We start from the raw sequence: 12,361 nt of genomic DNA, 5'->3' as shown, positions 1-12,361 counted from the left end.
TTCTGAGGCAAACTAAAAATAAACCAAACCTGAACAACAAATAATGACAAAAAAACCAATAGAAAAAATAATCCAATCATATCTAATAAAAAACCAAGGTCAAGAACTAAAAAAAATAGACAAAACTCTAACACTTCTAGAAGAAGAATACAAAATAACAGGAGGAAGAATAGACATATTATGTCACAAAAAAAACTGGCGTAAAACAACGCCTATAGGAATAGAACTAAAAGCATTAAACTACAACACAAGCTACGCAATAGGACAACTAACAAAATACATAAATTTCATGGAACCCAAAAACGGACAAATATACTTCTTAGCACCAATGATAAAAAAACAAATATATGATCAACTAAAACCATACTATAAAAAACAACAACTACACTTCTACGAATACCAAATAAAACCAGGACAAGGATTTCGATTCGAAAAAATAAACCCCAAAAAATTAAACGACAACAGACCAATAAAATGGATGGACGAAGTACTAAAAGAAGAACTATGGTTACAAGGAATAAGAAAAAAACTAAACATAAAAAACTCAAAAAACATAAGAGCAGCATTTGAAATAGTAAAATTCTTTGAAAAAACAGATATAAACCAAATAAACAAAAAAAACGTTTCAAAACTAGGTTCTAGCATACTAAGCCATTACGACAACAACAAAAAAATAAAATATTTAGCAAAGATGCTTGATATCTACGCAAAGATATAAATATTAAAGACAATTCCACACAAAACATGATAATAAAAAAAACAGAAGAACTAATAAAAAGATATGGAAAACAACACGACTACGAAAAACTAACAACAAAACAAAAAGAATTCGTTTCAAATCCTCTAATATATGACTATGCACCAGGAAACCCTAACTACGAAACAATAATAGAAAAAATACACGAAAACAAAATAACTATGATACACAACCAAAAACAAAAAGAAAACCTAGAAGAACAACTAGAAACCACGCTACAAATATACGAATACATAACAAAAACAAAAAAAGCAATACCAACAAACAAAACAAAAAACACATACCAATTAGAAAATAACATTACCATAAAATTTACCTAAAACAAACTAAACAAATATAAACTACAACGTATTTCTTAACACATGAAATTCTCACACATAGCAGACGTGCACATAGGCTCTTGGAGAGATCCTAAAATGAAAATACTAGCTGAAGAATCATTTATCAAAGCAATAGATATATCAATACAAGAAAAAGTAGATTTCTTATTAATAGCAGGAGACTTATTTAACACAGCAATACCTGGAATAGACCAAATAAAATTAGCAATAAAAAAATTACAAGAACTAAAAGAAAAAAACATACCCGTTTACTACATCGCAGGAAGCCATGACTACTCACCATCAGGAAAAACAATGCTTGACATAATAGAAGAAGCAAAACTAGGAATAAATGTAACAAAAGGCAAAATAAATGAACAAGGAAAACTACAACTACAATTCACAGAAGATCCTAAAACAGGAGCAAAAATAACAGGATTGATAGGAAGAAGAGGCATGCTGGAAAGAAAATACTACGAAGCATTAGATACAACAAATCTAGAGCAAGAAAACGGATTCAAAATATTCATGTTTCATACATCAATAGACGAATTAAAACCAAAAGAACTACAAGAAATGGAATCAAATCCTATAAGCTTCTTACCAAAAGGATTTGATTACTACGCAGGAGGACATGTGCATATAGTAGCAGAATACAATGAACAAAATCTAACAAAAAAAACTGAAGCACAAAACACAGACAATCAAAACTCTAAACCCAGATATCAAAACGTTATCTATCCAGGTCCTACCTTTCCAGCAAACTTCTCAGAACTCGAAAAATTAAACACAGGAGGATTTTACATATACGACGAAGGAAAGCTAGAAAGAAAAACACTCAAAATAAAAGAAACAATAATAGAAAAAGTATTGATAGAAAACGAAAATCCAGAACAAGCAACAACAAAAATAAAAAATTCACTAAAAAACCAAGATGTGCAAAATAAAATAATACTCCTAAGAATAGAAGGACAATTAAGCACAGGAACAACAGATCAAATCGAAATGAAAGAAATAATACAAGAACTATACCAAAAAGGCGCATACTTTGTAATGAAAAATACAAATAAATTAAAAACACAAGAATTCAAAGAAATAAAAATAGAAGAACACCATCAAGAACAAATAGAGAACAAATTAATAAAAGAGCATCTAAACCAAACAGAAAATGATTTTCAAGACGAAGAAAAACTAACAAAAACACTAATACAAGTATTAAGCCAAGAAAAAAATGAAGCAGAAAAACAAAGCGACTACGAAAAAAGAATACAAAAAGACATAGATCAAACACTAGAATCTCAATAAAAATAAATGAGGATAAAATATGCAACAAGAAAAAATAAAAAAAACAATAATTGGATTAATTCTAATAACTGTGCTGATGCTAATACTATCTTACTCATTCTTCAAGGATATAGTATTTACAATAGTAACAATAGTTATAGGAATAATAATAGGAACAATAATGCTGCCATTTTGGTCAAAAAACAAGATAAAACAAAAAATAAAAATAAAGCACAAAGAAATGAAGCTGACAATATTCGGAACAACAATACTGTTAATTTACTTAATAAAATATGGCTTGCTTGATTTCAAAATAATAAAGACATTATCAGGAATTGCAATAATAATATTTACAATACTTTTACTAGGAAGCAAAAAACTAATCGAACAGAACAAAAAATTACCTTAAAAAATTCACTCCATCTAAATCTTTAAACTCTTTATCTCCAGTAACAAACATCAATCCTTTAGACCTTGCAAGAACATAACCTATAGCATCAACATAAGAAATATTCTTTGATTTATTCTTAAACTTAAATTTTGCAGCTTCTTTAAAAACACTATCAGAAACATCAATACAATATGAAGAAAAGAAATCAAAATAAAAATCTGCTTTCTTTGAATTACCAGTTCTTATAAGATAATAATAAAGCTCCAAAAGATTCATTTTTGTCGTAATGACTGAAACTACACCCTTGAATTTATCATAAGCTTTTTTTCCTTCAAGTAAACCTATGAACGCATAAGTATCTAAAAAATAAGTTATTTCTCCCATCCTTTCTTCATCTCATCCTTAATTTCCTGAGCACTTCTCTTGAATTTGTGAGTACCAAAAACTTTTCTCAAATCACAGGGCTTAACAAGCTCCACATCTATCTCATCCCCGCATTCTAAGTTCTTTTTTTCTACAATTTCTTTAGGTATTATTACTCCCAACGAACTTCCCCACTTTCGTATTTTTACTTTTACCAATGCCATCACCTTAAAATACATTTCCGCTAAAAATCCGGAAAATTAAATTATATTTTAATTATATATAAATATAACTAATATAAATAATTTGCTGAAACAGAGAAACTAAAAAAATCCACAAAATTTAAATAAATTAAATATTTACACAGAATTATGTGTATTAAATATAAGTGATAAAAATGCCAACAATAACATTATCAGTACCAGAAGAATTAAAGAAAAGAATGGACGAAAATAAATTCATGAACTGGAGCGAAATAGCAAGAGAAGCAATAAAAAAACAATTAGAACGAGTAGAAATGATGAAAGATCTCGAAAAAATAGAAAACATCGTAAAAAAATCAAAACTTACCGAAAAAGATGCGATACAAATAGGGCGACAAATAAATAGAAGTGCAAATAAGCAATTAATTGATGAAATTAATAATAGACGCAAACATACTACTGGCAGCACTAATAAAAAATAGCAAAACTAGAGAACTAATTCTTGAAAAAGAAAATGAATTATTAGCACCAGACTATATTCTAAAAGAAATTAAAAAATATAAACACATCCTAAAAGAGAAAACAAATTTAAATGAAAAAGACATAGAACATATAACAAATTTTATTATAAACAAAATAACAATAATAAACGAATATGAATTATTTCCTTATTTTTCCAAAGCAAGAAACATCACCCTTGACAAAGACGACTGGCAATACTTTGCACTTGCATTAAAACTAAAAATCCCCATCTGGACAAACGACAAGAAATTAAGAAAACTAATAAAAAAATAAAATAAAAATAATTAAGGAGTCCATCTTAGCATTGTTCTTGGGAACGGAATAGCATCCTTAATTGAGTCAAGACCACAAATCCATCTTATAACCCTTTCAAGACCCACGCCGTAGCCTGAATGAGGAACACTACCATACTTTCTTAAGTCAAAATAAAACTCGTAAGCAGAAAGATCTTCCTCGCCATCTTCTTTTAATCTCTCAGACATGTCCTCTATGTCAAGACTTCTCTGACTTCCGCCAACAATTTCACCAAAACCTTTTGGCGCAAGCATATCAAAGCAAAGCGCCTCATCAGGGAACTCTGGATCCCTTGGCTTATAAAAACCCATAGCAACAACAGGGTAATGCGTCACAACAATAGGCGTATCAAAATATTCCATAAGTTTCTCTTCCTCAATTGTCCTCAAATCTTTTCCAAAAGGAACTTCCATGCCTGCTTTTTCTTTCAAAATCTTAAGAGCTTGTCTGTATTTAATTGTAGGCCATTCCTTACCAACTATAGCGCGGAGCTCTTTAGGATCCTGCTCAAGAATTTTAAGCTCTTCTTCATGCTTGTCAAGAACTGCTTTTATACAATACTTAAGTTCCTTCTTAGCAAACTCAGTTACTTCAGGTAGCTTCATCCAAGCAGCTTCCATTTCCACCATCCAAAACTCAGATAAATGTCTTGAAGTCTTAGATTTTTCAGCTCTAAACGTAGGCGCAGTGTCATAGACCTTTTCCAAAGCAAAAATTGCAGCTTCTCCGTAAAGTTGCCACGTCTGTGCAAGATAAGTTTCCTTATCATAAAACTTAACCGGAAAAACTGTGCTTCCTCCTTCGCTTTGCATTGGTTGCAAAATAGGAGGATCAAACCTCCAAAAACCCTCTTTTTCAAAGAATTTTTCCCTAGCCTGAACATAAGTGCTCCTTATCTTCATAATAGCAACCATCTTCCTACTCCTAAGCCAAAGATGCCTCTTGTCAGCCAAGAATTCAGGACTCTGATCCTTAGTTATTGGAAAAGTATCGCTTTCACCAACTATCTTAAAGTCTTCAACAGCAATCTCATAACCAGATGGAGCTCTATCATCCTTCTTTATAGTTCCATGAATTTCCATGGACGCTTCTACCTGAACTTTTGAAACTGCCTCGAACTTTTCTTCATCAAACTTATCCTTTTCAATAACGCATTGAATAATGTCCGAGCTATCTCTGAGCACTATGAACTTAAGCTTTTTACTTCCTCGCTCACGATAAACCCAGCCACGAACACTGACTTTTCCTTCGCCTTTCTCCATTGATTCTTTAATCGATACAAATTCTGATTTTTTTTCTTCCATTAATAATCACCTTTTGTTTATTTTAGTTTTTTCTTTGATAATTAAAAAAGTTTTGATATAAACGTTCTATCAGAGCAATTTATTTAAAATTACCCAAAGAATTAACAATTATTATTAGTAAGATTAATAGAAATACAACTAACACAATAAAATCCGAACTTCAATTTTAACGTTTTTACTCTTGCCATGAAGATACAGATAAACCGCATTATTTATAAATATTTTTGATAAAACCAGAAATATGCATCAAATGAACCATTATTTACATCGATTATTCCAGAAAAACATTACAGATCTATACATAATGCACACAGTACGTAATTTTGCATTTTCATTAGTGTCGATATTCATCCCAATATATTTTTTGCAACAAGGATTCTCAATATTTGAAGTAGGCTGGTATATAGCTAGTTTTTATCTCTTATTGATACCCTCTTCATACATAGGTATGAAACTAGCAGCAAAAACAGGCATAAAAAAAGCATTTTGGGTAAGTCTTCCAATATCGCTCTTATTTATCATATCCTTAAATTATCTTCTGCAAATTCAAATCATTTTAGGAACTCTATTCACAATACTCATAATAGCAACACTACAAGCCTTGAACAGTTCAATATATTGGATGTCATACCACATAGAATTCACAAAGTTCTCAAGCAAAAAGAAAGGTGCAAAGCAATTAGGACTTACACAAGTCTTCTCAGTTATGGCAGGAATAGCAGCGCCCTTAATAGGTGCAGTAACAATAGCTCAATTTTCATATCCCTTAGTATTTGCAACAGTAGCAACATTATTAATAATTGCATTCATTCCAATGATATTCTCAAAAGACGATCACGAACCATTCGAATTCAAAATTCAAAAACTCACAACAAAACGTCTAAAAGATTATGTTCTTCCTTACTTTGCAGAAGGGCTATATAATCCTGCAACATCATTCTTCTGGCCAATAATGCTTTTCTTCCTATTCACAAGTCTTCCCAAAATGGGCGGGCTATACATGGCATCAAACTTCTTGCACGCAGCAGTAATGTACTTTGTGAGTTTTCATCTTACTGAAAAGAACAGATTCAAATTGCTTCTTTTTGGAACAATAATGCACGGCGCATCATTAGTTGCAAGAATATTTGTAAAAACAATAGGTGCAGCATTCGCAATACAAAGCTTTGGAGGATTCTCAGGACCATTCTTTGTAATACCCTTTCATAATTTATATTACAATAAAGCAAAAAAAGAAAAAAAAGCAGAACACATATACTTCAGAGAAGTATACCTGAATTTAGGAAGATTCTCAACTGCAGCACTCCTGATAATAATGTTATTCCTCTTTGAACCGATAATAGCTTTAAGCATAATGTTGGTATTTTCAGCAATAGCACTTCAAGGACTAAACCTAATAAAAAAATAAACGAAAAAACTTACTGAAAAAATAATGTAAAAAAACAGCTAATTTCTAAATAACTTCTCCACCACTAACACAGCCTTTAGCAAATAAATCTCCATTAGACGTAATCATAAGAACAGGACCATCAGAACCCTTAATAACAAAATCTCTTCCAGAAGTAGGACTGACCACATCCTGATAATAATTCAACACGCCATTTAAGATAAGATTTCCAGAAGCATCAAACGCAGCAACAACTCCTGAATCACCCTTAATTTTAAAAGATCTACCACTAGAAGAAGAAGCATCGCCACTTTCAGTTATACTACCTGCGAGCTTCATATTACCTCTATCATCTGCAATACCAACAACACTTCCCGAAGAACCCTTAATCACAAAATGCCTGCCAGAAGGATTCCAGTTGTTTATTGTGCAAGATCCAGTAGCATCATAACTAAATTCATCTTTATATGAATAAAGCAAATCTCCATTATAATAAATGTAAATAGTAATTTCAGAATAATCAGGATAATTAACAATTTTTCTCTGCATAAAAGAACCTGAATAATAATAATCAACAGAAGTGTCTTCTATCTTATTTACGACCTTATCAAATAACCCTTTTTCATTATAATAATAATCAACAGAAAAACCAGTTGCTTTAGATATTTTTCTAGTTATTTGACCTTTAGAATTATATTCATAAGTATACAAACCGTCATCTTTTAATCTGTCAGTTCCCTCATAATATTGATAATCTTGACCTTTATTAGAAAGTATGTTTCCCATATAGTCATACTCAAAAGAGAAAAAATCGGTGAGATTTGGAAAAAACAAACCATTTTTATTAACATCTTTAAGTCTATGTAAATAATCGTAACTAAACGTAGCAGAGCCAATATCAGGAGCATTTATTCCAATAAGATTCCCTGTTGAATCATAATCATAACGTTCATCAAACAAAACAGATAAATCTGCTTTTTTCTTCGTTATAGACTTTGACAATAAATTATTAATATTATACTCAAACTCAGAATAAACCAATCCGTAATCAATACTCTTTATCTTACCATTATCTGTATACTCTGCACTTAAACTATAATTTAAACCATCTTTTTTTAACATACTGACAAAATACACATCACTAACATCATTAGCAAACAAGCTAATCTTCAAAAATCTAGCTCCTTTAGGCGGCGAAATTTCAAATGAGTAATCCTGAAGATTTGCGGAAATTAAATTTTCATAATCAGCACTTAATCTATTACGATAAAAGTCCTGCCATTCAAGTTCTAAAAGTAAATTACCCTTCGCATTTAAACTCAAATCATAGTATGTTCCAGAACGTACAGGAATATCAAACTGAGAAATTGCAGAATCAACAGGCATAACAACAAAAGGATCAGAAGATCTATCAATAGAAGCAGCACCTTCTAAATACCAATACATTGCTTTGGCACTATCGATATATTCGTCGAAATTAGAATTCAAAATAAAATTATTAACAGACAAATCCGACACTTGAAACAAGGAATCAGAAGTATAAGAAATAACATTAGAATTAGGATCAACGACCCTGGTTAATAAACCATTAATATCATAAGTAAAATCAACAACAAAAGTGTTCTTCATATTAATGTGGGAAAGATTATTCCATCCCAACCTAACATTATCAACATATAATTCTCCACTACTATCAGGATTAAAATAAACCAAGGGCTTACAATATTCTGCATCTGCGTCAGGAATAAAAACTAAACTTTTCTCAGTCCAAGAATTCAAATCTCCAGACATAACTCTGTTTTCCTCTACAACTGAATAAGCAAAATTATTACCGCCTGCAACACAATGCAAAGAGAATCTAGCATTTCCAGAAACAGAACCCTTAAAAAAAGCTTTCAAAACATATTCTTGACCAGCATCAAGATACATCGGCATAGTTTCAATACCTGCATAAGAAGACGAAGGAGATGACCTTGCAAACTTCAACGAATACTCTCCAGACAAAGCTTCTGAAGAACTAATCTCAAAAGAAGAAACATCATTATACGGACTCCAAAAATGTGCAGCATTGCCATCAGTAACTTCAAAACCAGGATTAGTAATCATATTAAAAAAATAATCCGTAGTAATTATCCTTGCAGTTTTACCATCAGGGTAAAATTCAAATATATTATCTCCTGCTTCAAAATAACTCTTACAAATCTTTCCTAAATAAGTATTAGGGAAAAAATCTTCGTCACAATTAATATCAAAAATGTTTCTTTCCTGAATAACCGCAGCAACTGAAAAAGCATTCATAACTAAAACTAACAAAAACAAAAATGCAAATATTGAATTTTTAATTTTCCTAACCATTTTTAACTCGTGTAATCATATAAAACAGACGAAATTCTATCTCTAGCATCATAACTATAAGTAACATTGATTTGTGAATCAATTTTAGACAATAATCTTTTTTCTGAGTCGTAATAATTCTCACTGACTTCCGAATTTAAACCAACTGTTTCTATTAATCCATAATCATCATATTTATTTGAAATAAAATCTCTACCAAGTGGATCAATAATCTTGGTGAGTCTGCCTTCTGAATCATATATAAACTCAGTAATTATTTCAAAAGATTCTCCTTCATATAACTTAAGAACATTGCCCATAGTATCAAAGATTAATTTCTTGGCATTACCGTTCTGATCTGTAACTAAAATAACGGGCAAACCATTCTCTGCTTTATAATCATAAGTCAAAGTTCCACCATCAGGATACTCAATAGAAGTTAATCTGGGAGCAATACTATTTTCATAATGATTCTTAACTTGCCAAGGTTGTGACTCGTAATCATTCTTAGGCACAAAATTTCCACTAGACTCTAATCTAAAAGGATAATATGACTTTACAATATTGCCAAACATGTCAAAATCATATGCTTTAATCAAATATGTGTCGTCTTTTATTTTGGTTTGAGATTGGATTACATTACCAACACTGTCAAAAAAGTCTATTTGTACTCCCTTATTTTGTCCATCGACGTTTACAAACGTTTTTTTCTTCAAAAAAACTTTGGCAGTATCAAGTTTTTCGTATGAATACTCTACATTTATAGTTTTCCATGGATAATTTGAAGAATACGTTGGATATGTTAGTGTTTCATTTATTTTTCTTCCGAAAGCATCATAGTCATATTCAACAACATGACCTTCTAAATAAACTTCTTTAAATAAAATTCCTCTATCGTTATAAAAATATTCAATCTTAGGATTTGATTGAGATCCAATTTCAGAGTCCCATTCTTTGATTTTTCTTCCACGTGAATCATATGCAAAATAATCTGAAAATCCACTGGATCTTTCTATTCTAATAACATTTCCGTTGTTATCGTAATACATGTTTGCTTCTGTATAAAAACCATCATTTAATTTTTCTGTTGTATTTGCTAATTTATAAAAATCAGGTTTTATTGCTTTATAATTCATAATTGTTTTAGATATCAAAGAATTACCGTAGTACTTTTCCGTTCCTGAAACCTTGCCTGTCAGATGCAAATTATCATAACTAAAAATACTATAAAGAGGATTTGTTTCGTCGTCTGTAAGATGATACATTTTTTTTAAAATTTGAACATCTCCATCTAAATTTTTAAGAATTGTTTTTGTTGTTTGGGGTACAGGATCAAGTTCATTATAATCTTCGTAAATTTTTTTTACTTCATAGCTTTCCGATTCTGAAATATTAGGATAAACAGAAAGAGTTATAGATTTGGTTAATATCCTACCTGCTGAAATAGTATTTAAATCTCGGTTGGGAAATATCAGAGCCTCATTTGATGGTGTCTGCGGATCACTATTTAAAATTACATTTCCAAAAGTCCAATTTATTAATTCGTTTACAATAGGATATGCAACAACTGTCTTATTATGTTCAGGTGTTATAATTTCTTGTCTAAAGTTAAGACCTCTAGTCCATCTTTTATCCCCTCCTTGAATTGCTCTGCTAGATTCTAAAAATTGTTGCATTAAATCTTCATCGTTTCTATCAAAGTCATACACTAATTTGACTGTCTGATCGGCATTTTCAGAAACAATTTTAGGCTTAAAAGGATCTAAAGAAAGTAATGGAGGAATAAAACCATCAGGATGATCGTCCGTAGGAAAAATCAACCACGATTTACCTGGTTTATTATTAGGTATATCTTTAAATTCTACTCTGCATGCATGAAATGAAGAATGAGTTGATGAACTTGTTAAATCAGCATTTTCGTTACACTCAGGGAACTTAGTTAATGCTGCAGTTAATAATTCTATTGTCTCACCAATATCATATCTTTTTCTAATTAAATCTTTACACCTTTCATCCATATATAGTTCAGAGCCCCATTCACAAGCTAAATTTGCATTTAAACCGACACCAACAAAATCATTTAACAAGTTTCCTTCAACAATTCCAGGAAGATTGTTTTCATTAGTGTCAACTGTAGTGTAATAATTAACAATTTTGCCAGGCAACATATCAGGGTATTCACCTATATATTTATGTGCGCCAAATGTTGTGGTGACTTTATTGTAAAGAACTCCTCCTGAAACGTAATCTGTAGATTTATGACTGTTTCTTCTTAAGTCTCTTTCAGGGTCCTCACTACTTTCGTATCCTCTAGGTTTAAGAGGAACCAAACTTAAAGTTCCTGACGTAGTATTTTCGAGTCTACCCACGCCTCCTTTATAGTCAAACCTATTTACAGTGCAATCATTAAAACTATTACATTTCCACAATTCATCGACTTTAATGCCCCCTCCATAATTTGTGTCTTGATAAAAACTCGGAAAGGGGGATTCTCCAATCATAGAATCAACACTACTTGTTTTCCAATTATCGACAGAATATTCCGCACGATAATGATTGTTATTAGGTGTTGTAATACTTTTTAGCATATCCCTACTTTGCTCTTTTACCTTAACACTCCCAAATTGATTTTGTACAGACGTCGGAGAATTAGTATCTAATCCATTAAAAAAAGCATTTTCTGAAATATAAAACATGCCAAAAGCATCTGCGGCTTTTACTTGTTCAATACAAGAACCACCGTAATAACCCTCAAATCCAACACAAATTCCGGGCATGCCAGAAGGAAGATTGCAAGAGTCCCCGGTTATTGGACCACGGTCACACTCAAGAGTATATATAACTTCAGATCCGCCACCTGTTATGCAAGCAGAATATGCAAATCTTTGGCAATCACCATACCATATGCTTGGATCGTTACAGGTTACAGGTTCATCACAGGCTACACACTCGCCAGCATAACAGATACCATTAGTAGCATCATCACAAAGAGTTCCATCAGGTTCGCTACCGCAATAAGTAGGTCCAATGTCATAGTTGAATTCCAAAGCACGTATAGTTGATGTCGATAATTCACCTCCTGGCGCCTCACCAAATTTTCCTGCACAAGCAACAAGAATTGCAGCGTTAAGTACATCCCCATTCTCAGTATCTCCAGTTTCTACTTCGTTTACAGTATACCAACTTACAGGACTAGTACGTT

Annotated in this window: 12 protein-coding genes; 7 read left to right on the top strand and 5 right to left on the bottom strand. The window is 31.5% G+C overall.

Annotation, left to right across the window (positions count from 1 at the left end; all coding sequences use genetic code 11):
- The first annotated feature begins 43 nt into the window (after positions 1-43).
- From K9L97_02545 to K9L97_02530, 4 genes are read left to right on the top strand one after another with little or no spacing between them, the layout of a single operon-like run.
- Positions 44-718, top strand: a complete 675-nt coding sequence (locus K9L97_02545; GenBank protein MCF7871890.1) for an endonuclease NucS — start codon at positions 44-46, stop codon at positions 716-718.
- A 26-nt stretch (positions 719-744) separates the two neighbouring features.
- Positions 745-1,077: a hypothetical protein gene (locus tag K9L97_02540; GenBank protein ID MCF7871889.1), complete on the top strand. Its 333-nt coding sequence runs from the start codon at positions 745-747 to the stop codon at positions 1,075-1,077.
- Between the two features lie 42 nt (positions 1,078-1,119).
- Complete coding sequence (locus tag K9L97_02535; protein MCF7871888.1) at positions 1,120-2,382, top strand: exonuclease SbcCD subunit D; 1,263 nt, start codon at positions 1,120-1,122, stop codon at positions 2,380-2,382.
- A 19-nt stretch (positions 2,383-2,401) separates the two neighbouring features.
- Positions 2,402-2,770, top strand: coding sequence for a hypothetical protein (locus tag K9L97_02530; protein MCF7871887.1), 369 nt, complete (start codon positions 2,402-2,404; stop codon positions 2,768-2,770).
- Here the strand turns inward: K9L97_02530 and K9L97_02525 are convergent.
- Positions 2,762-3,136 (bottom strand): PIN domain-containing protein, encoded by a 375-nt coding sequence (locus tag K9L97_02525; protein ID MCF7871886.1) that lies wholly within the window; start codon positions 3,134-3,136, stop codon positions 2,762-2,764. The two genes, K9L97_02530 and K9L97_02525, sit on opposite strands and share 9 nt — an antisense overlap.
- Positions 3,124-3,339, bottom strand: a complete 216-nt coding sequence (locus K9L97_02520; GenBank protein MCF7871885.1) for an AbrB/MazE/SpoVT family DNA-binding domain-containing protein — start codon at positions 3,337-3,339, stop codon at positions 3,124-3,126. The genes K9L97_02525 and K9L97_02520 overlap by 13 nt, the downstream gene beginning before the upstream one ends.
- Positions 3,340-3,512: 173 nt before the next feature.
- On the opposite strand from K9L97_02520, the gene K9L97_02515 reads away from it, so the two are divergent.
- The gene (locus K9L97_02515) at positions 3,513-3,800 is read left to right on the top strand and encodes a ribbon-helix-helix domain-containing protein (protein ID MCF7871884.1); all 288 of its coding nucleotides are present in this window, start codon (positions 3,513-3,515) and stop codon (positions 3,798-3,800) included.
- Positions 3,748-4,113, top strand: a complete 366-nt coding sequence (locus tag K9L97_02510; protein ID MCF7871883.1) for a hypothetical protein — start codon at positions 3,748-3,750, stop codon at positions 4,111-4,113. The genes K9L97_02515 and K9L97_02510 overlap by 53 nt, the downstream gene beginning before the upstream one ends.
- A gap of 11 nt (positions 4,114-4,124) precedes the next feature.
- Here K9L97_02510 and asnS read toward each other — a convergent pair whose 3' ends face one another.
- A complete protein-coding gene (asnS, locus tag K9L97_02505; protein ID MCF7871882.1) occupies positions 4,125-5,438 on the bottom strand; it encodes an asparagine--tRNA ligase in 1,314 nt (437 codons plus the stop codon).
- Positions 5,439-5,679: 241 nt separating this feature from the next.
- Here asnS and K9L97_02500 point away from each other — a divergent pair, with 241 nt between their 5' ends.
- Entirely contained in the window at positions 5,680-6,846 is a 1,167-nt protein-coding gene (locus K9L97_02500; GenBank protein MCF7871881.1) for an MFS transporter, read from the top strand.
- 45 nt (positions 6,847-6,891) lie between these two features.
- Here K9L97_02500 and K9L97_02495 read toward each other — a convergent pair whose 3' ends face one another.
- Together K9L97_02495 and K9L97_02490 are read right to left on the bottom strand one after the other, a co-directional pair.
- Entirely contained in the window at positions 6,892-9,180 is a 2,289-nt protein-coding gene (locus K9L97_02495) for a hypothetical protein (protein ID MCF7871880.1), read from the bottom strand.
- Between the two features lie 2 nt (positions 9,181-9,182).
- Positions 9,183-12,361, bottom strand: a 3,179-nt coding sequence (locus tag K9L97_02490) for a hypothetical protein (protein MCF7871879.1), incomplete at its 5' end; no start/stop codon positions are given.

Source organism: Candidatus Woesearchaeota archaeon (assembly GCA_021735165.1).
GTDB lineage: Archaea > Nanobdellota > Nanobdellia > Woesearchaeales > 21-14-0-10-32-9 > JAIPET01.
The sequence above is the reverse complement of the archived record's forward strand: the minus strand, read 5'-3'. Positions and strand labels throughout refer to the sequence as shown.

Coding starts and splice junctions, on each gene's coding strand:
- K9L97_02545 (MCF7871890.1), top strand. CDS start 44: ATGACAAAAAAACCAATAGAAAAAATAATCCAATCATATCTAATAAAA.
- K9L97_02540 (MCF7871889.1), top strand. CDS start 745: ATGATAATAAAAAAAACAGAAGAACTAATAAAAAGATATGGAAAACAA.
- K9L97_02535 (MCF7871888.1), top strand. CDS start 1,120: ATGAAATTCTCACACATAGCAGACGTGCACATAGGCTCTTGGAGAGAT.
- K9L97_02530 (MCF7871887.1), top strand. CDS start 2,402: ATGCAACAAGAAAAAATAAAAAAAACAATAATTGGATTAATTCTAATA.
- K9L97_02525 (MCF7871886.1), bottom strand. CDS start 3,136: ATGGGAGAAATAACTTATTTTTTAGATACTTATGCGTTCATAGGTTTA.
- K9L97_02520 (MCF7871885.1), bottom strand. CDS start 3,339: ATGGCATTGGTAAAAGTAAAAATACGAAAGTGGGGAAGTTCGTTGGGA.
- K9L97_02515 (MCF7871884.1), top strand. CDS start 3,513: ATGCCAACAATAACATTATCAGTACCAGAAGAATTAAAGAAAAGAATG.
- K9L97_02510 (MCF7871883.1), top strand. CDS start 3,748: ATGAAATTAATAATAGACGCAAACATACTACTGGCAGCACTAATAAAA.
- asnS (MCF7871882.1), bottom strand. CDS start 5,438: ATGGAAGAAAAAAAATCAGAATTTGTATCGATTAAAGAATCAATGGAG.
- K9L97_02500 (MCF7871881.1), top strand. CDS start 5,680: ATGCATCAAATGAACCATTATTTACATCGATTATTCCAGAAAAACATT.
- K9L97_02495 (MCF7871880.1), bottom strand. CDS start 9,180: ATGGTTAGGAAAATTAAAAATTCAATATTTGCATTTTTGTTTTTGTTA.